Genomic DNA, 21,467 nt, shown 5'->3' on the forward strand with positions numbered 1-21,467 from the left:
CAGGTACAGGTGTGACAGCCGAGATGCGGGCCCGGATCCGGGCCGGAGACTCCGAGGCGTTGGGTGAGCTCTTCGACGAGCACGCCGACGCCGTTCACCGACATGCGCTGTGGAGCGCAGGCGATCCGGCACACGCCGAGGACGTGGTGTCGCTGACCTTCCTCGAAGCGTGGCGGATCCGCGAAACCCTGCACCCGGACGGGGACAGTCTGCGACCGTGGCTGCTCGGGATCGCGACCAACGTGCTGCGCAACCGCCGCCGGGCGGCGCGCCGGCACCGGGAGGCGTTGCGGCGGCTGCCGGTGCGCGACACCGTCCCGGACTTCGCCGACGCCGTGGTCGACCGGATGTACGACGCCGAGCAGGTGGCCGCCGCACTGGCGGGGCTGCGCGCGTTGCGCCGCGCCGACCGGGAGGTGTTCCTGCTCTGCGTCTGGTCGCACCTGGACTACGCGGCGGCGGCCGAGGCGCTGGGAGTACCCGTCGGGACCGTGCGCTCCCGGCTGTCGCGGGCCCGGACCCGCCTGCGAGCACTGGCGGAGCAGGAACTGGCCGGCAGCCGAATGATCCCCGTCGAGCAGGGAGAGTACCGATGAGAGAGCCCTTGGCCCCGCCCGTGCCGGCCCTGCCGGCGATGCGCCGACAGGCGCTGCGGCATCATCTGCTGAGCGAGGTCCGGCGGCCGTCGCGGCGGCCACGACGGGCGCGGGTGCTCGTGCCGGTGGCGGGCGTGCTGACCGTCGCGGTCGCGGCCGGGATGGTCGCCCAGCCGTGGGCACCGGACAGCGCGCCACTGATCGTCCCGGTCGAGCAGGGGGAACGCGTCGGCGCGTCGCTGCTGCTGAACCGGATGGCCGTGGCGGCCACCGACAAGCCGGGGCCAGCGTCCGACCAGGGCGGGTACGTCTACATCCGCAGCCGGGGCGCCTTCGCCGAGCTCGGTGACGGCCCGGCGCGGCTGCAACCGGTGCACGAGCGGGAGATGTGGATCCCCCGGGACGAGCGAGGTGACGGCCTGCTGCGGCAGCCGTACTTCCACGTGCCGATCGTCGGTGGAATCCCGCAGAGCGAGACAATCCCGGACGTGACGCCCAACGCCGCGCTGGTCGATCTGCCCGCTGACCCGGACGCCCTGCTGGCGAAGCTGTACCAGGAACGCGAGCAGCGCGGTCGGGGCAACAGCCGCGACGGCGCGGCGTTCACCGCGATCGGTGACATCCTGCGCGAGTCGTTGGTGCCCCCGGCCACGAGCGCGGCGCTCTACCGGGCCGCGGCGAAGATCCCCGGGGTCGAGGTGGTGCGCGGGGTCACCGACGCGGCCGGGCGGCGGGGGATAGCCGTCGCGCACACCGAACGCAACCGCCGCGATGAGTGGATCTTCGATGAGCAGACGTTCGACTACCTCGGTGAGCGCAGCTATCTCGTGGCGGACACCGACGACGGGCCGGCCGGGACGGTGCTGGGCACGACCGCGGTACTGCAACGGGCCGTGGTGTCGCAGCTCGGGCAGCGCCCGCAGCGGTAGGTCGTCCCGGCGGCCGGCACCCAGGGAGACTGGGCGCCGGCCGCCGGAGTCCTGACCGCCCGGCGCCGGCCGTGCGGTCAGGCCGTGCGGTCAGGCCGTGCGGTCAGGCCGTGCGGCCAGGCCGTGCGGCCAGGCCGTGCGATCAGGCCGGGATCGCCGCTCAGCTCGGCGTTCGCCGGGGTTGCCGCCAGCTCCGCGTTCGTGCGGTCAGGCGGGGATCGCCTCTCAGCTCCGCGTTCCTGCGGTCAGGCCGGGACCGCGGCCAGCTCGGCGTTCGCGCGTCGGGTGACGAGAGTGAGCACCCGCGCCGCCGTGCTGGCCTCGTCGGTGGGAATGTCGGCGTACAGCCGGGCGCTGAGGTCGGCGACGGCGGCGACGACGCGGCGTTGTGTGGTGCGACCGGTGTCGGTGAGCGCCAGCCGCGGCTCGTCACCGCCGACTGTGGAGGACGGGGCGTCGACCTGGGCGAGGCCGGCGTCGACGAGCTGGTCGACCACCTGGTGCACGGCCGGCTCGTCGATCTTGAGGGTGCTGGTGACCCGGTGCGTCAGGTGCGCGCGTTCGGCCGGACCCTCGGCGAGGACGTGCAGCGCGAGGAGCTGGTTGAACGTGACGCCGAGGGGGCCGATGGCCCGTTCGAGCAGGGCCCGGGTGGCGTAGTGGGCGTGGCCGATGACCTGCCCGTTGAGGGTGGGGACGGTGGACATGGAACCTCCTTCAAAACGTTGGCATCGCCAACGTTGGAGCCGCCAACGTAACATCCGATCGTGGGTCGCACCAACGATTACTGGTAGGCTGCGCCCATGGATTCCGCGGCCCCGCAGTCACCCGCCGGGCTGCGCACCACCCCGACCTGGCTGCTCAACCAGACCGCCACCCACGCCAGCCGCCTGCTCAGCGAAGGCTTCGCCGCACACGACCTGCGCGGCTACCACTACCGGCTGCTCACCGCGCTCGCCGAGGACGGCCCGGCGAGTCAGGCCGACCTGGGACGCCGCTGCGGCATTGACCGCAGCGACGTCGTCGCGGCCATCAACGACCTGGCCGGCCGAGGGCTCGTGGTGCGCGCCCCCGACCCGGCCGATCGCCGCCGCAACGTCATCAGCATCACCGACGACGGCACCGCCGAGGCCCGCCGGCTGGGCCACACCCTCGACCGCGTCCAACGTGACCTGCTCGCCCCGCTGTCCGCCACCGAACGCGACCAGCTGACCCGCCTGCTCACCCGACTGCTGGCGCACCACAGCCGGCAGTGACCCGCCTCAGCGGGCCTCGCGCAACTCCGCCAGCCGGGCCTCGATCTCGGCCAGCTCGGCGCGCAGCTTCTCCGCCTGCTGCTCCGCCTCGGCCCGCTCGGTGCCGAGGATCTGCTCCACCGCCTCCTGCACACCGGGCACGTCGACCAGCCCCACCATCTTCAACGCCTCCGCCGGCTTCACCACGTACGGCTTCGCGAGGGCCTTGCTGCCCTGCTGCGCCGCGACGGTCCACTCACCGTCGGCGTACGCCAGCGTCACCGTCAGACCCGCGGGACCCTTCGGCTTGACGGCCTTGACCGCCCGCCGCGCCGGCGGCTTCTCCGTCTGCTCCACCTTCGGCTCCTCCTGTCGCTGCGCGGGCACCCGCGGCGTGTCCAACACGAACTCCGGCGCCGCCACCGTGGGCGACTCCTGCGCCTCCGGCTCCGGTTTCGGCTCCACCACCCGCCGCGTCACACCCTTGGGTGCCACGGCCAGGTCGGCGGGGGAGAACGGCAACTCGTCGCGGCCGAAGCGCACCACCACGAACTCGTCGGACACCTCAGGGTCGGTCAGCTCGATCACCTGACCGACCTGACCGGCGATCTGCCCCGCCGACGCGGTGAACACCACCCGCGGCTTACGCCCGGCAGCCAACGCCTCCCGGATGCTCTGCACCTCGCTAGTGGACAAACCCTGGCCGGCATCCATCACAACCCTCTTCCGTACACCTGTTTGATTGCTGTCTTGATACCAGCCGACTGCGACACCCGTCGCACAGGGCCCACGCCCACTCAGCCGCCCAACGCCCGCAGCGCCCGGTCCGCGTGGTCGTTCATGCTGACCTCGCTGTGGATCACCTCGACCACCCGGCGGTCGACGCCGATGACGAACGTCATCCGCTTCATGCTCAACGGCCCCAACGGCACCCGCCGCTTCACCCCGAACTGCTGCGCCACCGTCCCGTCCTCATCCGAGAGCAGCGGATAGTCGAAACCGTGCAGCTTCGAGAACTCCGCCTGCTTCGCCACCGGGTCGCGGCTGATGCCCACCCGCGACGCGCCCAGCGCCGTGAACTCCGCCCCGAGGTCACGGAAGTGACAGCTCTCCGCCGTGCACCCCCGGGTCATCGCCGCCGGGTAGAAGAACAGCACCACCGGACCGGCCGCCAAAAACTCCGACAGCCGCCGCGGCGTGCCCGTCTCATCCGGCAGCTCGAAATCCTGCACCACGTCGCCGACACCCACACCCGCCACCGCGCACCTCCGTTGTCCGATCGAACGCGCGGTGAGCGTAAGCGATCACGCCCAGAGCGCCGCCACCTCGTCGGCCACCTCGTCGGCCTGGGCCCACCCGGCCCGCGCCGCACCCGCCCGCCGCGCCGGGTCCAGCACGTTGCGGCCGATCGCCGTACGCGCCGCCGCGTCCGGCGTCACCACCACCACCCGCGACCCGGCCACCCGCAACGCGTCCACCTGCGCCGACAGCCGCGGCATCGGCCCGAACGCCGCCGACGTCGGCGCGAACACCAGCACCCTGCTCGCACCGGCCGCCAGGTCCGCATTCACTGACGAGCGCATCCCACCGTCGACGAACCGCCGCGCACCGATCGTCACCGGCGGCCACACCCCCGGCACCGCGCAACTGGCACCCACCGCATCCACCAGGGACACCCCACTGTCCCGGTCGAACACCACGAACTCACCGGACGACGCGTCCACCGCCGTCACCAGCAGCCGCCGCTGCGGCCACTCCCGGTCCGGCAGACGGGCCTCGATCACCACGCGCCGCGACGCCTCCGACTCGGTACGCGCCGCCACCGCCATCGCCCCGATCCGCGCCCGAGAACGCGCCGCGTCGCGGCTGCGGCCACCGGCCCACGCCAACCTCGCCAGCACCGCGAAGCCCAGCCGCGCCGGCGTCGCATTCGACGGTGGCGCCAGCTGCTCCTCGTAGAACCGCCGCACCGGCAACCCCGAGCACACCTGCGCGCCGACCACCGACCCCGCCGACGTGCCCACCACCAGGTCCGCCTCGGTGACCGGCACCCCCTGCTCGACCAGACCCGCCAGCAACCCCAACTCCCAGGCCACCCCGGTCACCCCGCCACCACCGAGCACCAACGCCCGCCGCATGTGACCCTCCTCTCGACGACCGACCCGCGCCGGCCACGGTAGCGTCGGCCACACATCCGCGCAGCCGTCAGCACCCCGGGAGGCACCGTGGCACCCGTCACCGTCATCACCGGCGGTGGCCGCGGCATCGGCGCGGCCACCGCCCGCCGCCTCGCCCACGCCGGTCACCACGTCGCCCTGTGCTACCGCCGCGACGAAGCCGCCGCCACCGCCGTCCTGACCGACCTGCGCGCCGCCGGCGCACAGGCCGTCGCGGTACGCGCCGACACCACCGACCCCGACCAGGTCGCCGCGCTGTTCGACGCGGCCGCCCACCTCGGCCCGCTCACCGGCCTGGTCAACAACGCCGGCGTCACCAGCCCGATCGGGCCCTTCACCGAGCTGCGCGTCGACGACCTGCGCCGCGTCGTCGACGTCAACCTCGTCGGCTACGTCCTCTGCGCCCAGCAGGCCGCCCGCCGGCTGACCGACGGTGGCGCGATCGTCAACGTCTCGTCGGCCGCCGCGACCCTCGGAAGCCCGGGGGAGTACGTGCACTACGCCGCCGTGAAGGCCGCCACCGACACCCTCACCGTCGGCCTGGCCAAGGAACTCGCCCCGAAGGGCATCCGGGTCAACGCCGTCGCACCCGGCATCGTGCGCACCGACATCCACGCCGACTCCGGCGTACCCGACCGCGCCGACACCGCCGTCGGTCGCATCCCGCTGGGCCGCGCCGGCGAACCCGACGAGATCGCCGCCGCCATCGCCTGGCTGCTCAGCCCGGACGCCTCGTACGCCACCGGCACGGTCCTGCGGGTCTCCGGCGGTCTCTGACCCCGCGTTCACAGAGTCAGAGACCGCCGGACCCAGGTCAGTGGGTGAACAGCTTCGCCGCCGTGATGACCGTCTGCGTCACCCCGTAACCCAGCAGCGCCGCCACCACCAACCAGGAAATCCACAACCGGGCCTGCTGCCCGGATCGACTGTCGTCGCTCATCGCGTACCACTCCTCTGCGCGGTCCTGTCCTCGTCAACGCCCTGATCCGCCGACGGCTCGTGGTAGCGCTGCGGCACCGGCCGCACCAGCAGGTTCGCCACGAAGCCCACGGCCAGCACCCCCACCATCGTGAACAACGCCGGCCGGTACGCCGCCGCCGTCAACGAACCCGGCTCACCCTGCGCGTCGAGGAAACCGTTGACGATCAGCGGACCCGCGATCCCCGCCGCCGACCAGGCGGTCAACAACCGGCCGTGGATCGCGCCGACCTGGAACGTGCCGAACAGGTCCCGCAGGTACGCCGGCACGGTCGCGAAACCGCCGCCGTAGAACGACAGGATCACGCACGCCAACAACACGAACAACGCCGTCGCGGTCTGCCCCACCAGGGCCAGCAACGTGTACAGCACCATCCCGACACCCAGATACACCATGTAGATCGGCTTGCGGCCGATCACGTCCGAGGTGGACGACCACACGAACCGGCCCGCCATGTTGAACAGCGACAACAGACCCACGAACCCGCCGGCCGCGGCGACGCTCACCGCCGACGTGCCGTTGTCCCGGAAGAAGTCCTGGATCATCGGGCTGGCCTGCTCCAGGATGCCGATGCCCGCGGTGACGTTGCAGAACAACACCACCCACAGCAGCCAGAACGAGCGCGTCTTCACCGCGTTCGCCGCCGACACGTTCGCCGTGGTGACCAGCGGTTTCGCCGCCACGCTCGCGGGGTCGAACCCGGCCGGGCGCCAGCCCTCCGCCGGCACCCGCACGTTCGCCACCCCGAACATCATGATCACGAAATAGCCCAGGCCGAGCGTCACGAACAACCACACCAGCGCGCTGCCCGACGCCGTCGAGCCCGCGTTGGACGGGTCGTAACCGGCGTCGAAGAACGACAACAACTGTCGGGACAGGGGAGAGGCGACCATCGCCCCACCACCGAACCCCATGATCGCCAACCCGGTCGCCAGACCCGGCCGGTCCGGGAACCACTTGATCAGCGTCGAGACGGGGGAGATGTACCCGATGCCCAGACCGATGCCACCGAGCAACCCGTAGCCCAGATACAGCAACCACAGCTGCTTCGTGGCGATGCCCAGCGAGCCCACCAAGAAGCCCGCCGCCCAGAAACAGGCCGAGACGAACATGGCCTTACGCGGACCGTTCGCCTCCACCCAGGTCCCCGCCACCGCGGCGGACAACCCGAGCATCACGATCGCGATACTGAAGATCACCCCGATCGCCGTCTGACTGGCGTCGAAGTGGGCGATCAGCGAGTTCTTGTAGACGCTGGTCGCGTAGACCTGACCGATGCAGAGGTGGATGGCCAACGCCGCCGGGGGGATGAGCCACCTGCTGTAACCGGGCGGCGCGACGGTGTGCCGACGATCGAGTGCGGAAAGCATGCGGTGCTTCCTCTCCGAGGACGAAGGACGTCCCGGACAACGTGCCCACACCACACGCACACGGCAAACCTCACCGTCGCCGGACGGTCATCCCGGTGAGCTGAGCGGTCAGTCAGCGACCACGCCGACCCACTAGCGCAGGTCCGGGGTGTGCCAGCCGCCGGCCAACGCATCGGCGTCCGCCGGACCCCAACTGCCCTTCTCGTACGACTGCACCGCCGCCGGCAGATCCAGGATCGGCTCCACGACACGCCACTCCTGCTCGATCGTCTCCTCACGAGCGAAGCGCAGGTGCTGCCCATCCATCGCGTCGTCGAGCAACCGCTCGTACGCCTCCTGACGCCGACCCAGAGCCGAACCGAAGTCAACCGACAGATCCACCGGACGACTCGTCACCTCCGCGCCCGGGCTCTTCGCCTGGATCGACATCGTGATGCCGTCACCACGCCCGAGGCGGAACCGCAACAGGTTCGCAGCCGGCACCATGCCCCGCTCCGCCGGGATGAGGGCCCGCTGCGGCTGCTTGAACTCGACCACGACCTCCGTCGCCGTCCCCGGAAGAGACTTACCGGTACGCAGGTAGAAGGGCACACCCGCCCAGCGAGGCGAGGCGATCGTCAACCGGGTGGCGACGAACGTCTCCGTGTTCGACTCCGCAGCGACACCCGGCTCGTCCCGGTACCCCGCGTACTGCCCCCGCACGGTCGACTGCGGCGACAGCGCCTCGATCTGCCGCAGCACCGCGACCTCCGCCTCCCGGAACGCGGCCGCGTCGTCAGCGGCGGGCGCCTCCATCGCGATCAGCGCGACGACCTGCAGGATGTGGTTCTGCAACACGTCACGGGTCGCGCCGACGGTGTCGTAGAACCCGGCCCGCCCCTGCGTGCCGAACCCCTCCGCCAGCGTGACCTGAATGTTGTCGATGTGCTCGTTGTTCCACAGCGGCTCGAACAGCCGGTTGGCGAACCGGAAGGCGTAGAGGCCCTCGACGGCTTCCTTACCGAGGTAGTGGTCGATGCGGAACACCCGCTCCGGGTCGAAGGCCGCCCGCAGCGTGCGGTCCAGCTCACGGGAGGACTCCACGTCCCGCCCGAACGGCTTCTCCACGATCACCCGGCCCCGGTCGGCCAGGCCGACCGCCGCGAGACCGTCCACGACGGCACCGAACACCGCCGGAGGGATCGCCAGGTAGAACAGCGGTCGCTCGGCACCTCGCAGACGCTCCGCCAACCGTTGGTAGGTGACCGGGTCCGCGTAGTTGCCGGAGATCATCGACAGGTTGGCCGCCAGCTGGTCGAAAACCTCGTCGTCAACCTCGTCGTTGGCCTCGGCGACCGCCTTGCGGGCCATCGTGACGAGCTGTTGATCATCCCAGGGGGAGCGGGCCACACCGATCACCGGGACGTCCAGGCGGTCGCGCCGGGTCAACTCGTACAGCGCCGGGAACAGCTTCTTCGAAACGAGGTCTCCCGTGACGCCGAACAGCACGACCGCGTCTGAGCGCATGCGCATGGCACTTCCATTCGATCATGTAATTCTGATCTTCCGAACGGACAACGGCGCGGCCCAGCGCGAGAATTCCCCTGCGAGGGGCGCACGTGAGGTCGGCGACAGCGACGGCGCTTACCCTGAAGAAGGTTCGCAGCTCAGGTGTGATGCGGGCAACGGCCCACCCTGATCGACGAAGTTCGATCATCATAACGCCTGCACAGACCCGTCGGTAGGGCAGAGAGACGGCCGACACCAGTCCACCCTTCGGGACCATGGACAGCACCGGCGACCAACGCCCGTCGTGACCGTGGTCGCGGCCCTCAACTCCGGCGGTCCGGGTGACGCGACCTTCCAGGAGACGCTGTCCGCGCGGCACCTTCACCCTGATCGACGCGGTCGGGCACTACCTGCCGTACGAACGACCCGCGTTGCTGCGGTCACTCACGCAGGACTGGTTGTGCCGTACACGCGCGTAGACGCACGACGAGTACGATTCGATAATGTACATTATGTAAAGCTGCGTTATCTGGCGGTCCCCTCCGCCGCCGCTGAGCAGTGGTCAGTCGCGTGTCAGTCCCGGCGGACACGCGTCCTCGTCGGGTCGGACCGGACGGGCACCGACCAGTGGGTTGCTCCGCAGGCCGGCGATGACAGCGTCGCTGCCGCCGACGTCGGTCCAGGTGTCGTCCCAGAGGGCCGAGACGAGCCAGGAGCGATCCGCCGGAAAGAACAGGTCGGGCAGCGGGCCGTCACCGCGCATGTGACCGGTCCGCCAGGTCAGGGCCTGCCCGGGTCCCGCCTCGATGAGGACGTAGGACCAGCCCCAGTAGAGCGACACCCTCGGGGCGCGCGGAAAGACGACGTCGTGGGCGCCGGTGTCGAGATAACCCAACCACCAGGGCTGCTCCGGGGTACGTGCCACCAGCTCGTGGACCACGGCCTGTTCGTGGGCGTCGACGCCGACACCGTCGGGCGGGTGGAAGGTCGCGTACGCGTCGAACACCTCCGGGATCGCGGCGGTGATCGCAAGACCCTGTGTGGTGTGGCCGGCGAGCCAGGCGACGTCGCTGGCCGTGCCGATCCGCCAGCTCCGTCCGTCCTTGTGGACGTCCAGGGGCTGCGCCGAGGCGTTGTCCCCGTCGTGGCGTCCGGCCAGGGCGGTGGGCGATGCGGAGGGGGCCAACCCGGGTCGGCCGTCCGCTTCCCACTGGTGCCCCTGGGGGCAGGCCACGTCGATGGGGTGGGCCGGGTCCCGGTAGACGATGGGCATGCCGGGTCGACCGCAGACGGGGCAGGCGGCGGCGGGCGACGTCATGCCGCGCACGATACGGCCTTCGGAGGCTGCAACGGACTCCTAACCGCCGCTGCGGGGCTCCGACAACCGCTGCTCTTCGGGGCTGCGGCGCTCCATAAGACTGCGGGCTGCGGCGTTCGAGGAACGACAACGACTGCCCGCGCAGCCGGGATCACCTGCCCCACCGGTGGGGCAGCTCGACAGGCACCTGAGGAGTTAGCAACGCCTTCTCCCGCGCGGGTTCGGTCCGCTCCCCCTCTCCCCACGCTTCCCGGCAACGCGAAAATGCTGCATAATATCCCTTATGCATGACAAACGGGACGAATCGCTCATGGTGTTGATTGAGGAGTTCCTGACCGCCCGCGCGACCCGCAAGCCCTCCCCCCACACCCTGGCCGCGTACCGCCGGGATCTGCACGCGGTGGCGGCCCTGGTCGCCGAACATGCCGCCACTCCCCTCCCCCTGGGTGCGCTGTCGATCACCGATCTCTCCCCCAGGGTGATGCGGGCGGCCTTCGCCCGGTTCGCGGCGCCTCGCGCGCCCGCGTCGGTGCACCGGGCCTGGTCCACCTGGAACAGTTTCTTCACGTTCCTGGTGGCCGACGGGATCGTGGCCGGCAACCCGATGCCGGCGGTCGGGCGACCTCGGGCGCTACTCCCCCAGCCGAAGCCGTTACGCGGTGCGGACACTCCCGAGGTGCTGCTGGCGTCCGCGGCGCGCGACGAGGGTCGGCAACGGGACCCGTGGCCGGAGCGGGACGTGGCGGTGTTGGCGGTGGCGCTCTGTGCGGGGCTGCGCCTGTCGGAGTTGCTGGCGCTGCGGGTCGGGTCGCTGGGTGGTCGGCCTGGTGAGCGGCGCATCGAGGTGCTCGGAAAGGGCGGGCGGCCCCGGGTGGTGCCGATCGAGGCGGATCTGGACCGGGTGCTGGTGGACTACCTGGACAGCCGGGCGCGGCGCTTCGGTTCGCGGTCGGTACGCCCCGACTCGGCGTTGCTGGTGGATCGACGTGGTGAGCCGTTGCGCAGGGGTGGTCTGCAGTATCTCGTCGAGTCGTGTTTTCGGCGGGCGGGCATCGGTGACCGGGTGCCGCGGGGTGCGCGGTTGCACGCGTTGCGGCACACGTTCGCGACCCGGTTGGCCGAGGACGGGGCGAGCGCCGCGGAGATCATGCGGTTGTTGGGGCACGCGTCGTTGACGTCGTCGCAGACGTACATCGAGGTGACGGCCGGGCAGCAGCGCGACGCGGTGCGCGCGAACCGCACCAACCGGGCGCTGGCGGCTCTGCTGCCTGCGTCGGCGGAGTGAGGGCGGTCAGTGGGCGCGGTGGCCGGTGCCGTCGGCGGTGACGGGCAGTGGGCCGAGGACCGCGTTGATGATGTGGATGCGGGCGTTGGTGGCCTGGTAGTCGGCGCAGACCGTGTCGGCGCGGTCGGCCAGGCGGGTGGTGGGTCCGGTGCGGGTGACGGTGACGGTGGTGCCGTCGAGGGTGGTGGTCCGGCCGGCGGTGCTGAGGTCGCCGATCGGGTGGGTTCCGGTGATGAGGTGGGCCTTCAGCAGGGTGCGCAGCTGGTCGGTGTGGTGGGTCATGAGGTCGTCCCAGTTGTCCTCGGAGAACGTGGCGGCGAACGCGTCGTCGGAGGGGGCCAGGATGGTGACGCCGGTGCCGGCGGGTAGGTCGGTGAGGACGCCGCTGGTGCGCAGGGCCGCTTCGAACGTGGTGAGGGTGGGGATCCAGCGCAGTGCCTGGTCGACGGATTGGCCGGCGAGGAAGGTGGGGTTGCCGGGTTCGGTGCCGGTGGGCAGGGCGGCGCAGAGGGGCCCGGTGACCTGGGGTGCGTTGGCCGGTGGTGCGGCGTCGGCGCGGGGCGTCGCGGGGCTGCTGGTGCAGGCGGCGAGCAGCAGTGTCGGCGCGAGGAGGCCGAGGGCCCTGAGTCGGGGGTGTCGTGGTGGGGTGGCGGGTTGCGACACGGCGGCCTCCACGGTTTCGGGTTGGTGGGTGGGGATGTGCCGGCGGCGCGGGTGTCGACACCCGCGCCGCCGGCAGTTCGGTTCGGTCAGGTGGCGGTCACAGGGCCGCGCACTGGTTGGTGCGGGGGCCGTGGACGGTGTTGGCGATGCCGAGGTTGCTCGGGGTGGGGTTGTTGCCGGTGCAGCTGAGCGGACCGCGGATGGTGGTGCCGGCCAGTAGCGGGGTGTCGGTGCCGGTGGTGTTGGCGGTCAGGCTGACCGGGCCCGCGACGGTGACGTCGATGAGGGACACCGCGTCGGTGGTCGCCGCGATCTGGACGGGGCCGTTGACGGTGCTGTCGGCGATGAGGATGCCGGCGGCGCGGGTGGCGGTGACCGGGCCGCTGATGGTCGTGCCGGTGGCGACGAGTGCCGCGCCGGCCCGGACGGTGACCGGCCCGTTGATGGTGGCGTCGGCGGCGCAGGTGAAGCCGGTGACGGTCAGTGGTCCGTTGCGGCGGCCGGTGATGGTCGGGTGGACGCGTTCGCCGTCGGTCAGCTTCTCCACGCCCATGGGGTCGAGGAGCAGTGGGATGAGGCCGCGTTCGGGTTGGTTGAGGGGGACGTAGTAGCCGTCGCCGGTCTTGATGACCTTCCAGCCGTGGGCGGCGATGCGTTGCGCGACGGTGGTGCCGACGCCGCCGGGTCCGTCGGTGCGGGCGCCGTTGTACTGGGCGTCGGTGAGTTTGTAGGCGCAGGGCGCGTTGTCGAGGATGAGGTTGGCGGGGGGCGCGTCCAGCGGCGGCGGGCTGTCGCCGGGGTGTGGTGCCGGGTGGGCGGGGATGGGTCGGGAGCCGCGGAAGACCAGCCGGCCGGTGTTGGCGGCCTGGAATTCGATGGCGTCGGTGCGGGCGGTGAGGATCTCGCTGCGGTCGGTGCGGTGGTAGTCGAGGAACTGCTGGAACGTCCAGAGGGCGGAGTAGGTCTTGCGGCGCCGGTTGTTGGCGGTGTTGCCCTCGTCGGGTCGGGTCTGGCCGCCGGAGCTGCGCAGTTCCAGGAGCGAGTTGGTGACGTTCTTGAGGCCGAGGGTGTTGCGCAGGATGGTTTCCTCGCTGAGGCCGACGTTGCCGCCGCCTTCGCAGCCGTAGGGGCAGGCCCACCAGCCGGCTTCGGCGCCCTTGGCGTACATGTGGCCTTCGATCATGTCCTGGGACTGGTCGAAGATGGGTTGGGCGACGTTCTGGTGCCGTGGGGGCAGCATCGGCAGGTCGCCGGCGCGGGAGTTGCCGAACTCGTGGCCGTCGTAGCCGGCGACGGGTCGGTAGTCGCGGACCATCTTGATGTACGCGGTGGTTTCCGGCTGGCGGATGAGTGAGTAGTCGCGGTTGAGGTCCTGGCCGGTGGAGTTGCCGCGGGTGTTGTTGGCCCGGCCGTCGCCGTTGATGGTGGGGACGATCAGGACGGTGGTTCGGCTGAGCAGGTCCGTGATTCGGGCGTCGGTGCTGAAGGCGAGTTGCCGGGCCATGATGAGGCAGGCTTCGCGGTCGCCTGGTTCGTTGCCGTGCACGTTGCAGTTGATGGCCACGGGTGCGGTGGCGGCGACGGCTTCGGGGGTGGCCGCCGGGGTGGGGTGGCCGATGACCATCATGTTGATGGGTCGGTTCTGCACGGTGCGGCCGAGTTCGACGACGCGGACGCGGTCGCTGAGGGCGTCGATCGCGGCGGTGTAGGCGTACTCGTCGGTGTCGCTGGTGTACTGCGCGGCGTGGGTGGTCTCCCAGCCGGTGCGCAGTTGTTCACCGGGGGTCGTGGGGTTGCCCCAGGGCGCGGTGGTGGTGGCGGTGACCGGGTCGGAGTAGGGCTGTTCGGTGGTGTCGGTGCGGGCGCGTACGCGCCACTGGAAGGTGTCGCCGGGGTTGAAGCCTGCGTCGGCGAAGGTGGGTGCCTGTTGGTTGATCTGGCGGTTGGGTCGCCAGATTCCGACGATGGTCGGTGCGCCGGTGGGGGTGCCGGAGGTGTCGACGGCGGTGCGTTCGATCTGGTAGTCGGTGGCGCCGTCGACGGGTTGCCAGGCGAGGGTGGCGTATCCGTCGGCCTGGCGGACGGTGAGGGCGGTGACCTGGTGGGGTTGCGCGGCGCTCTGGGCGTTGGCGGGGGTGGGTGCGGTGGTGAGGGTGAGTGCGATGAGGGTGGACACGGCGATGAGGGTGGGTCGCTGACGTCTCATGTGGCCTCCGACGAGTTGATCGTGGCGCGTGTCGACCAGCATGATCGTCGAAGTGCGTCGATGCAATGATCTTGAGGGAATCTTGCGTCTCGGGGCGGCGCTCCCCCGGGCGCGGCTGCGCGCCACGGCCAGCCTTGGTCGACTCGGGTTCCTGAAGGTCGGGGCGTCCCCGTCGCGGCGACAGCGCGGTTTCCCGAAATCCGAGTTGATCAGGGTGGGCAGCGCACGCCGTGTCGCTCAGCGAGGTCGACCAGCTCAGCCGAGGTCGACCAGCAGGGGGCGGTGGTCGGAGATGGTGGACGCCGGCGCGGTGACGGCGCGTACCGGTGGGAGCTGGTCGAGGGCGTGTCGGTCGGCGAGGATGTGGTCGAGTTGGACGCGGGGCTGCCCGGAGGGGTAGGTGGGGCGTCGGCCCAGGGGCCGCCAGCCGGAGACGAGCCGGGCCGCGCCGGCGGGCAGGTTGAGGTCGCCGAGCAGGACGCGGGGGGCGGGCAGCGCGCGGAGGGCGCGGACGGTCTGGCGCAGTTGGCGGGCGTTCCAGCCGGGCACGAAGGACAGGTGGGTCGCGGCCACGGTGAGTGGGCCGTGTGGGGTGTCCAGGATGGCGGCGAGCACGACGCGGGGTTCGTCGTGCAGCAGGATCAGGCCGCCGCGGGGGCCGGGCACGTAGACCGGTGAGCGTACGGGGGCGGGTTTGAGTCGGGTGATGTGCCAGCTGCGTACGGGGTACCGGCTGATGAGTCCGATGCCGTAGCAGGGTTCTCCGTGTCCGTCGTCGTCGTGGCGCAGGGGGCGGAACTGTTCGCCGGGGGTGCCGACGACGGCGGCGGCGAAGCGGTGCTGCGGGGCGTCGAGGGCGCGGGCGGCGATGGCGGTGAGGTCGAGTTTGCCGCTGCGGCGTTGGTCGCGGTCGACCTCCTGCAGGGCGAGCACGTCGGCGTCAAGGGCGCGTACGGCGTCGGTGAGGCGGTCGGAGTCGACGAGCCCGTCGGTGAGGGATCGTCCGTGCAGCAGGTTGAAGGTGGCCAGGCGCACTCCTGCACCTTACGTGCCCGTGGCATGGTTGCCGGGTGGTGAAGGTGCTGCTGTGTTCCGTGCTGGTGTTCGTGGCGGTTGGCGCGTTGGGGGTGTGGTTGCGGCGTGCGCGGGGTCGGTGACCGGGTGAGGCTGGCCACCCAGGTGTCGGTCGGGCGCGTCGGGTAGGCAGAATTGCCGCCCGTGGACGCCGTGACGCTGAGTACTCTGCTGGCCGCTGCCGCGATGGCCGGGTGGGTCGATGCCGTGGTCGGTGGTGGTGGGTTGTTGCTGCTGCCGGCGTTGTTGGTGGCTGCTCCGGGGTTGCCGGTGGCCACCGCGTTGGGCACGAACAAGCTGGCCGCGATCTTCGGTACGGCCACGGCGGCGGCGACGTACGCCCGCAGGACCAAGGTCGACTGGCGGGTGGCGGCGCCGGCGGCGGGGTTCGCGGTGTTGAGTGCGGGGGTGGGTGCGGCGCTGGCCGGGGCGGTACCGGCGTCGGCGTACCGGCCGGTCGTGCTGGTGGTGCTGGTGTCGGTGGCGGTGTTCGTGCTGTTGCGTCCCCGGATGGGGGTGGTGGCGGTGCCGGCGAAGCGGACTCCGGTGCGGGTGGCGGCGGTGATCGCGGTGGCCGGGGTGGGAATCGCCCTGTACGACGGTCTGATCGGCCCGGGGACCGGCACGTTCCTGGTGTTGGCGTTCACCGCTGTCGTGGGGGCGGACTTCGTGCACGGCTCGGCGATGGCGAAGGTCGTCAACGCGGGCACGAACCTGGGTGCGTTGGTGGTGTTCGGGGTGACCGGGCACGTGTGGTGGTTGCTGGGTGCGGGGATGGCGGTGTGCAACATCGCCGGTGCGGTGCTGGGGGCGCGGATGGCGTTGCGCCGTGGGTCGGGGTTCGTGCGGGTGGTGCTGCTGGTGGTGGTCGTGGCGTTGGTGGCGAAGCTCGGCCACGACCAGTGGGTGGCTCGCTGACGGTGACCCGGGGCGCCGGCCCTGCCGGGTGGCGCGGACGGGTCAGCGCGGGTCAGCGGCGGCGGCTGGGTGAGTCGAAGCGCCCGGCGCGGATCTCGCGCAGGGCCCGGCGGCGGATGTCACCGCGCAGGGTGTCGACGTAGAGCGTGCCGGCCAGGTGGTCGGCCTCGTGTTGCAGGGCGCGGGCGAGGAACCCGCTGCCGGCGATGGTCAACGGTTCGCCGTGCTGGTCGACGCCGTGGGCGGTGGCGTGCAGGGCCCGGGCGGTCGGGAAGTACAGCCCGGGGATGGACAGGCAGCCCTCCTCGTCGTCCTGGAGCTCGTCGGACAGGTCGAGGGTGGGGTTGATCAGGTGGCCGCGGTGCCCGTCGGCGTCGTAGACGAACACCTGGGCGCTGACGCCGATCTGGGGTGCGGCGACGCCGGCGCGTCCGGGGGCGCCGAGCAGGGTGTCCATCAGGTCGGTGACCAGGGCCCGCAGCTCGGCGTCGAAGGTGGTGACCGGTTCGCATCCGGTGCGCAGGACGGGGTCGCCGATGATCCGGATGGGCCGCATGGTCATGTCGGTCAGCGTATCGCCGGTGGCGAAGGGGTCACCGGCCGGCCAGGGTGGCGCGGATCGGGGCGGTCTTCGCGGCGGCTTCGGCGACCTCGGCGTGCGCGTCGCTGTCCCAGGTGATGCCGCCGCCGGCCCAGGTGTGCAGGTGCTGGCCGTCGGCGGCGGCGGTGCGGATGGTCAGGCCGAGGTCGACGTGGCCGGGGGCAACCCAGCCCAGCGCGCCCATGCTGGCGCCGCGACCGACGGGTTCCAGGGCGGCGATCTGGGTGAGGGCGGCGTGTTTGGGCGCGCCGGTGACGGACCCGCCGGGGCAGGTGGCGCGCAGCAGGTCGGCGAGGCCGAGGCCGTCGGCGGCGGCGGCGCGGACGGTCGACTCGGCCTGCCACAGGTCGCACCAGCGGCGGACGGTGAACAGGTCGTCGACGGTGACGGTGCCGGTGCGGGCGATGCGGGCGAGGTCGTTGCGTTCCAGGTCGACGATCATGATGTGTTCGGCGCGTTCCTTGGCGCTGGCGAGGAGTTCGGCGCGGCCGGTGGCGGTGGCCGGGCGGGTGCCCTTGATGGGTCGGGTGATCAGGTGTCCGTCGGTGACCTCGATGAGGGTTTCCGGGGAGGCGCAGCCGATCGCCCAGCCGTCGCCGGTGAGGACGCCGCCGTAGCGGGCGCCGGGGAGCGCGCCGAGGCGGCTCAGGGCGGGCAGGGGGTCGCCGGTGTAGCGGGCGGCGGCGTGTCCGACGAGGTTGGTCTGGTAGACGTCGCCGCGGCCGATGGCGGCGCGGACCTGGTCGACGGCGTCGGCGTGTTGACGCGGTGTCCAGCTCTCGGTCCACTCGCCGAGCCACCACGGTGACGCCGGTGGGTGTGGCGCGGTGGCGCGGGCGGGGCGGTGGCCGTAGACGACGACGGTGAGGTCGGGCAGGGTCGGCGCGGGCTCGGGGGCCGCGCCGGGCGCGCCGCCCAGGTGGGCCCCGGCGGCGGCGGACAGGTAGAGCGCCGCACCACAGGCTCCGGTGTCGTGCTGGCGGGTGGCGGGTCGGCTGAGGTCGTGCAGTGGCAGACCGTGCGCGGCGAGGAACTCCTCGGCGAGGGCGGCGGGGTCGCCGCCGTCAGCGAGGCGCCATTGCAGTCGGGCGCGTTCGGTCAGCGCGCCCCGGCACGCGGCGGGCGCCGCCGGTACGTCGATCAATGTGGCTGGGCCGTTACCGGCGGTCAGTGAAGCTGGCCCGCTGTTCGCGGCCAGTGAAGCCGGGCCGCTGCTCACGGCACCTACCCCTGGGAGCGTTTCCACGCCGTACGGTCCGACCTTCCTCATCCGTTCAGTGGATTTCCGGTGCGCCAGGCGGGTGCCTGCTCGATGCTGGACACTTTCGCTTGGTACTGTGCGTCACTGGTCATGTGAACCATGACACAGTGCCCCCACAGTCCGGAGAACCCGATGTGCCAGCACCAACCGACCTGCCCCTCCGCTGAAGCCACCGATCGGGAAGCCGCGCGAGTCCTCGCCTGCTTCCGTGAGCAGGGCTGGAGCCTGCTCTGCAATGGTGTCATCGTCTTCGAGGACACCGGCGAGCTGCTCCCCGACGGCAGCAGCATCGCCCCGCACCGCGGTCCCGCCCGTCACGCCCTCGTGGCCTGATCGACCACTCAGCGTCACCGTCTAGCCGCCGTCGACCCAGGTTGGTCCCCCGGTAAGGGACACCGAGCCCAGGTCGCAGCGGCTGCCGGGGCGGCCAACACCGCCCGCCCCGGCTCGCCGCCGTTCATCGTCGAACGCCTGCGGCATCCCTGAGCCCTCGAACGCCTGCGGCGTCGTCAGTCCTCGAACGCCTCCGGCGACGGGCACGAGCAGACCAGGTTCCGGTCGCCGTACGCGCCGTCGATGCGCCGCACCGGCGGCCAGTACTTCCCGGCCCGGTCCACCCCGACCGGGTACGCGCCCACCGACCGCGGGTACGGGTGCGACCACTCGTCACCGCTGACCATCGCCGCGGTGTGCGGCGCGTTGGCCAGGGGGTTGTCCCCCGCCGGCCACTGCCCCGACCCCACCTGCTCGATCTCCGCCCGGATGGCGATCATCGCGTCGCAGAACCGGTCCAGCTCGGCCAGGTCCTCGCTCTCGGTCGGCTCCACCATCAGCGTCCCCGCCACCGGGAACGACATCGTCGGCGCGTGGAAGCCGTAGTCGATCAGCCGCTTCGCCACGTCGTCCACGCTCACCCCGGTCGCCTTCGTCAACGGCCGCAGGTCGAGGATGCACTCGTGCGCCACCAGGCCCTTGTTGCCGGCGTACAGCACCGGGAAGTGCCCCCGCAGGCGCGCCGCCACGTAGTTCGCCGCCAGCACCGCCACGCCGGTCGCCCGGGTCAGCCCCTCGGCGCCCATCATCCGCAGGTACGCCCACGGGATCGGCAGGATCCCCGCCGACCCGTACTTCGCCGCCGAGATCGCCGGCGTGGAGTCCACGTGCGCGCCCAGCGGGTCACCGGGCAGGAACGGCGCCAGGTGCGCGCGCACCGCGACCGGGCCCACGCCGGGGCCACCGCCGCCGTGCGGGATGCAGAACGTCTTGTGCAGGTTCAGGTGTGACACGTCCGCACCGAACTTGCCCGGCTTCGCGAAACCGACCAGGGCGTTGAGGTTGGCCCCGTCGACGTACACCTGACCGCCGGCGTCGTGGACCTTCGCGCACAGCGACGCGATGCCCGTCTCGTACACGCCGTGCGTCGACGGGTACGTCACCATGATCGCGGCGAGGGCGTCCCGATGCTTGTCGATCTTCGCGTCGAGGTCGACCAGGTCGACGTTGCCGTCCTCGTCGCAGGCCACCACGACGACCCGCATACCGGCCATCACGGCCGACGCCGCGTTGGTGCCGTGCGCCGACGACGGGATCAGGCACACGTCGCGGTGCGACTCACCCCGCGAGGCGTGGTACGAACGGATCGCCAGCAGCCCGGCCAACTCACCCTGCGAACCGGCGTTGGGCTGCACACTGACCGCGTCGTAGCCGGTCACCTCGGCCAGCCACGACTCCAGCTGACCGATCATCTCCCGGTACCCGGCGGTCTGCGCGTCCGGCGCGAACGGGTGGATGTGCGCGAACTCCGCCCAGCTGACCGGCTCCATTTCGGTGGTCGCGTTCAGCTTCATCGTGCACGACCCGAGCGGGATCATGCCCCGGTCCAGCGCGTAGTCGAAGTCCGACAGCCGCCGCAGGTAGCGCAGCATCGCCGTCTCCGAGTGGTGGCTGCGGAACACCGGGTGGGTGAGGAAGTCACTGCCCCGGGCCAGGTCGACCGGCAGGGCCGCGTCCACGGTCCCGTCGAACGCGGGCACCCCGAACGCCGCCCACACCTGCGTCAGGTGCGCGACGGTGCTCGTCTCGTCGCAGGACACACCCACCCGGTCGGCGTCGACCAGCCGCAGGTTCACGCCCCGCTCGGCGGCCGCCGCGACGACCTGCGCCGCCCGGCCCGGCACGCTCGCGGTGACGGTGTCGAAGAACGCGACGTCGGTGACGTCCACGCCGCCGGCGCGCAGCCCGGCCGCGAGCCGCGCCGCCATCTCGTGGGTACGCGCCGCGATGTCCCGCAGCCCGTCCGGGCCGTGGTAGACGGCGTACATGCCGGCCATCACCGCGAGGAGCACCTGCGCGGTGCAGATGTTGCTGGTCGCCTTCTCCCGCCGGATGTGCTGCTCGCGGGTCTGCAATGCCAACCGGTAGGCCGGGTTGCCGTCCGCGTCGCGCGACACCCCGACCAGACGCCCGGGCAGCATCCGCTCCAGGCCCGCGCGCACCGCCAGGTAACCGGCGTGCGGCCCACCGAAGCCCATCGGTACGCCGAAGCGCTGGGTGGTGCCGGCGGCGATGTCCGCCCCGATCTCCCCCGGTGCGCGCAGCAGCGTCAACGCCAACAGGTCCGCGGCGACCGTGACGAGGGCCCCGGCGGCGTGTGCGGCCTCCACGAGGCCGGTGTGGTCACGGACCGCCCCGGACGCCCCCGGGTACTGCAGGTGCAGGCCGAAGAACTCCGCCGGCAGCTCGTCGCGCTCGACGTCGACGATCCGCACGTCGATGCCGAGCGGCTCGGCCCGGCTGGTGATGACCGCGATGGTCTGCGGCAACGCGTCGGCGTCGACCACGTACACCCGGCTCTTGCTCTTGGAGGCCCGCCGCGCGAGGGTCATGGCCTCGGCGGCGGCGGTGCCCTCGTCGAGCATGGACGCGTTCGCGGTGGCCAGGCCGGTCAGGTCGGTGACCATCGTCTGGAAGTTCAGCAGCGCCTCCAGGCGGCCCTGGCTGATCTCCGGCTGGTACGGCGTGTACGCCGTGTACCAGGCCGGGTCCTCCAGCACGTTGCGGCGGATCACCGCCGGGGTGTGCGTGCCGTGGTACCCCAGCCCGATCATGGAGACGGCGACGGTGTTGCGCGCCGCCAGGGCCCGCAGCTCGGCGATCGTCTCGGCCTCGGTGGCCGGGTCCGGCAGGTCGAGGGTGCCGTGCCAGCGGATCACCTCGGGGATCGCGGCGTCCATCAGCTCGTCGATCGAGCCGTGCCCGACGATTTCCAACATCCGACGCTCGTCGTCGGGGCCGGGACCGATGTGACGGGTGGCGAACTGCTCAACGGTCATAGGGGGCACTCCCGGGGCGAGGTCGACGTGTCGGC

Annotated in this window: 21 protein-coding genes; 7 read left to right on the plus strand and 14 right to left on the minus strand. The window is 71.7% G+C overall.

The features are described from left to right. Window positions 1-11 precede the first annotated feature (11 nt). Together LADH09A_RS21340 and LADH09A_RS21345 are read left to right on the plus strand one after the other, a co-directional pair. A complete protein-coding gene (locus tag LADH09A_RS21340) occupies window positions 12-596 on the plus strand; it encodes an RNA polymerase sigma factor (RefSeq protein WP_238647248.1) in 585 nt (194 codons plus the stop codon). After that, entirely contained in the window at window positions 593-1,525 is a 933-nt protein-coding gene (locus tag LADH09A_RS21345; protein ID WP_238647249.1) for a CU044_5270 family protein, read from the plus strand. Before LADH09A_RS21340 ends, LADH09A_RS21345 begins: the two co-directional genes overlap by 4 nt. 245 nt (window positions 1,526-1,770) lie before the next feature. Here LADH09A_RS21345 and LADH09A_RS21350 read toward each other — a convergent pair whose 3' ends face one another. After that, window positions 1,771-2,232: a MarR family winged helix-turn-helix transcriptional regulator gene (locus LADH09A_RS21350; protein ID WP_238647250.1), complete on the minus strand. Its 462-nt coding sequence runs from the start codon at window positions 2,230-2,232 to the stop codon at window positions 1,771-1,773. 96 nt (window positions 2,233-2,328) lie between these two features. Between LADH09A_RS21350 and LADH09A_RS21355 the strand changes: the two genes are divergently transcribed. Then, window positions 2,329-2,781, plus strand: coding sequence for a MarR family winged helix-turn-helix transcriptional regulator (locus LADH09A_RS21355; protein ID WP_238647251.1), 453 nt, complete (start codon window positions 2,329-2,331; stop codon window positions 2,779-2,781). Between the two features lie 6 nt (window positions 2,782-2,787). On the opposite strand, the gene LADH09A_RS21360 is transcribed toward LADH09A_RS21355, so the two are convergent. The 3 genes from LADH09A_RS21360 to LADH09A_RS21370 form a co-directional block, all read right to left on the minus strand. After that, window positions 2,788-3,474: a hypothetical protein gene (locus tag LADH09A_RS21360; protein ID WP_238647252.1), complete on the minus strand. Its 687-nt coding sequence runs from the start codon at window positions 3,472-3,474 to the stop codon at window positions 2,788-2,790. 83 nt (window positions 3,475-3,557) lie between these two features. Further along, window positions 3,558-4,019 carry a peroxiredoxin gene (locus tag LADH09A_RS21365; RefSeq protein WP_308194648.1) on the minus strand — a complete coding sequence of 154 codons (462 nt, stop codon included), beginning with the start codon at window positions 4,017-4,019 and terminating at the stop codon, window positions 3,558-3,560. A gap of 45 nt (window positions 4,020-4,064) precedes the next feature. Continuing rightward, window positions 4,065-4,898 carry a patatin-like phospholipase family protein gene (locus tag LADH09A_RS21370; protein WP_238647253.1) on the minus strand — a complete coding sequence of 278 codons (834 nt, stop codon included), beginning with the start codon at window positions 4,896-4,898 and terminating at the stop codon, window positions 4,065-4,067. 87 nt (window positions 4,899-4,985) lie between these two features. Between LADH09A_RS21370 and LADH09A_RS21375 the strand changes: the two genes are divergently transcribed. Continuing rightward, window positions 4,986-5,714, plus strand: a complete 729-nt coding sequence (locus tag LADH09A_RS21375) for an SDR family NAD(P)-dependent oxidoreductase (protein WP_238647254.1) — start codon at window positions 4,986-4,988, stop codon at window positions 5,712-5,714. Window positions 5,715-5,751: 37 nt separating this feature from the next. Here LADH09A_RS21375 and LADH09A_RS31760 read toward each other — a convergent pair whose 3' ends face one another. From LADH09A_RS31760 to LADH09A_RS21390, 4 genes are all read right to left on the minus strand, one after another. Continuing rightward, window positions 5,752-5,877 (minus strand): MFS transporter small subunit, encoded by a 126-nt coding sequence (locus LADH09A_RS31760; RefSeq protein WP_274529894.1) that lies wholly within the window; start codon window positions 5,875-5,877, stop codon window positions 5,752-5,754. Then, the gene (locus LADH09A_RS21380; protein ID WP_238647255.1) at window positions 5,874-7,286 is read right to left on the minus strand and encodes an OFA family MFS transporter; all 1,413 of its coding nucleotides are present in this window, start codon (window positions 7,284-7,286) and stop codon (window positions 5,874-5,876) included. Before LADH09A_RS21380 ends, LADH09A_RS31760 begins: the two co-directional genes overlap by 4 nt. Before the next feature lie 132 nt (window positions 7,287-7,418). Continuing rightward, window positions 7,419-8,798 (minus strand): glucose-6-phosphate dehydrogenase, encoded by a 1,380-nt coding sequence (gene zwf / locus LADH09A_RS21385; RefSeq protein WP_238647256.1) that lies wholly within the window; start codon window positions 8,796-8,798, stop codon window positions 7,419-7,421. Window positions 8,799-9,336: 538 nt separating this feature from the next. Beyond that, window positions 9,337-10,092 carry a hypothetical protein gene (locus tag LADH09A_RS21390; RefSeq protein ID WP_238647257.1) on the minus strand — a complete coding sequence of 252 codons (756 nt, stop codon included), beginning with the start codon at window positions 10,090-10,092 and terminating at the stop codon, window positions 9,337-9,339. 283 nt (window positions 10,093-10,375) lie between these two features. On the opposite strand from LADH09A_RS21390, the gene LADH09A_RS21395 reads away from it, so the two are divergent. Beyond that, on the plus strand, window positions 10,376-11,377 hold the full coding sequence (locus tag LADH09A_RS21395) for a tyrosine-type recombinase/integrase (RefSeq protein ID WP_238647258.1): 1,002 nt from the start codon (window positions 10,376-10,378) through the stop codon (window positions 11,375-11,377). A gap of 6 nt (window positions 11,378-11,383) precedes the next feature. Here the strand turns inward: LADH09A_RS21395 and LADH09A_RS21400 are convergent, their stop codons facing one another. The 3 genes from LADH09A_RS21400 to LADH09A_RS21410 all read right to left on the minus strand — a co-directional run bounded on the left by LADH09A_RS21400 (window position 11,384) and on the right by LADH09A_RS21410 (window position 15,281). Beyond that, the gene (locus LADH09A_RS21400) at window positions 11,384-12,040 is read right to left on the minus strand and encodes a fasciclin domain-containing protein (protein WP_238647259.1); all 657 of its coding nucleotides are present in this window, start codon (window positions 12,038-12,040) and stop codon (window positions 11,384-11,386) included. 97 nt (window positions 12,041-12,137) lie between these two features. Next, the gene (locus LADH09A_RS21405; protein ID WP_238647260.1) at window positions 12,138-14,246 is read right to left on the minus strand and encodes a M14 family zinc carboxypeptidase; all 2,109 of its coding nucleotides are present in this window, start codon (window positions 14,244-14,246) and stop codon (window positions 12,138-12,140) included. A 255-nt stretch (window positions 14,247-14,501) separates the two neighbouring features. Beyond that, on the minus strand, window positions 14,502-15,281 hold the full coding sequence (locus tag LADH09A_RS21410; RefSeq protein WP_238647261.1) for an endonuclease/exonuclease/phosphatase family protein: 780 nt from the start codon (window positions 15,279-15,281) through the stop codon (window positions 14,502-14,504). 183 nt (window positions 15,282-15,464) lie between these two features. Here LADH09A_RS21410 and LADH09A_RS21415 point away from each other — a divergent pair, with 183 nt between their 5' ends. Beyond that, window positions 15,465-16,238, plus strand: a complete 774-nt coding sequence (locus LADH09A_RS21415) for a sulfite exporter TauE/SafE family protein (RefSeq protein ID WP_308194650.1) — start codon at window positions 15,465-15,467, stop codon at window positions 16,236-16,238. Between the two features lie 52 nt (window positions 16,239-16,290). Here LADH09A_RS21415 and LADH09A_RS21420 read toward each other — a convergent pair whose 3' ends face one another. Together LADH09A_RS21420 and LADH09A_RS21425 are read right to left on the minus strand one after the other, a co-directional pair. Next, entirely contained in the window at window positions 16,291-16,800 is a 510-nt protein-coding gene (locus LADH09A_RS21420; protein WP_238647262.1) for a peptide deformylase, read from the minus strand. A 31-nt stretch (window positions 16,801-16,831) separates the two neighbouring features. Beyond that, complete coding sequence (locus LADH09A_RS21425) at window positions 16,832-18,109, minus strand: chorismate-binding protein (protein WP_238647263.1); 1,278 nt, start codon at window positions 18,107-18,109, stop codon at window positions 16,832-16,834. Between the two features lie 123 nt (window positions 18,110-18,232). Here LADH09A_RS21425 and LADH09A_RS21430 point away from each other — a divergent pair, with 123 nt between their 5' ends. Beyond that, the gene (locus tag LADH09A_RS21430; RefSeq protein WP_007460326.1) at window positions 18,233-18,433 is read left to right on the plus strand and encodes a DUF5999 family protein; all 201 of its coding nucleotides are present in this window, start codon (window positions 18,233-18,235) and stop codon (window positions 18,431-18,433) included. Window positions 18,434-18,609: 176 nt separating this feature from the next. Here LADH09A_RS21430 and gcvP read toward each other — a convergent pair whose 3' ends face one another. Beyond that, entirely contained in the window at window positions 18,610-21,432 is a 2,823-nt protein-coding gene (gene gcvP, locus LADH09A_RS21435; RefSeq protein ID WP_238647264.1) for an aminomethyl-transferring glycine dehydrogenase, read from the minus strand. Window positions 21,433-21,467: the final 35 nt, after the last annotated feature.

It is taken from the genome of Micromonospora cabrerizensis, assembly GCF_022230955.1.
Lineage (GTDB): Bacteria > Actinomycetota > Actinomycetes > Mycobacteriales > Micromonosporaceae > Micromonospora > Micromonospora cabrerizensis.

What these genes read in the sequence shown, in the direction of transcription:
- LADH09A_RS21390 (WP_238647257.1), bottom strand. Translation starts at nt 10,092, where the DNA reads ATGACGTCGCCCGCCGCCGCCTGCCCCGTCTGCGGTCGACCCGGCATG.
- LADH09A_RS21420 (WP_238647262.1), bottom strand. Translation starts at nt 16,800, where the DNA reads ATGACCATGCGGCCCATCCGGATCATCGGCGACCCCGTCCTGCGCACC.
- gcvP (WP_238647264.1), bottom strand. Translation starts at nt 21,432, where the DNA reads ATGACCGTTGAGCAGTTCGCCACCCGTCACATCGGTCCCGGCCCCGAC.
- LADH09A_RS21395 (WP_238647258.1), top strand. Translation starts at nt 10,376, where the DNA reads ATGCATGACAAACGGGACGAATCGCTCATGGTGTTGATTGAGGAGTTC.
- zwf (WP_238647256.1), bottom strand. Translation starts at nt 8,798, where the DNA reads ATGCGCATGCGCTCAGACGCGGTCGTGCTGTTCGGCGTCACGGGAGAC.
- LADH09A_RS31760 (WP_274529894.1), bottom strand. Translation starts at nt 5,877, where the DNA reads ATGAGCGACGACAGTCGATCCGGGCAGCAGGCCCGGTTGTGGATTTCC.
- LADH09A_RS21380 (WP_238647255.1), bottom strand. Translation starts at nt 7,286, where the DNA reads ATGCTTTCCGCACTCGATCGTCGGCACACCGTCGCGCCGCCCGGTTAC.
- LADH09A_RS21350 (WP_238647250.1), bottom strand. Translation starts at nt 2,232, where the DNA reads ATGTCCACCGTCCCCACCCTCAACGGGCAGGTCATCGGCCACGCCCAC.
- LADH09A_RS21345 (WP_238647249.1), top strand. Translation starts at nt 593, where the DNA reads ATGAGAGAGCCCTTGGCCCCGCCCGTGCCGGCCCTGCCGGCGATGCGC.
- LADH09A_RS21430 (WP_007460326.1), top strand. Translation starts at nt 18,233, where the DNA reads ATGTGCCAGCACCAACCGACCTGCCCCTCCGCTGAAGCCACCGATCGG.
- LADH09A_RS21405 (WP_238647260.1), bottom strand. Translation starts at nt 14,246, where the DNA reads ATGAGACGTCAGCGACCCACCCTCATCGCCGTGTCCACCCTCATCGCA.
- LADH09A_RS21355 (WP_238647251.1), top strand. Translation starts at nt 2,329, where the DNA reads ATGGATTCCGCGGCCCCGCAGTCACCCGCCGGGCTGCGCACCACCCCG.
- LADH09A_RS21425 (WP_238647263.1), bottom strand. Translation starts at nt 18,109, where the DNA reads ATGAGGAAGGTCGGACCGTACGGCGTGGAAACGCTCCCAGGGGTAGGT.
- LADH09A_RS21370 (WP_238647253.1), bottom strand. Translation starts at nt 4,898, where the DNA reads ATGCGGCGGGCGTTGGTGCTCGGTGGTGGCGGGGTGACCGGGGTGGCC.
- LADH09A_RS21360 (WP_238647252.1), bottom strand. Translation starts at nt 3,474, where the DNA reads ATGGATGCCGGCCAGGGTTTGTCCACTAGCGAGGTGCAGAGCATCCGG.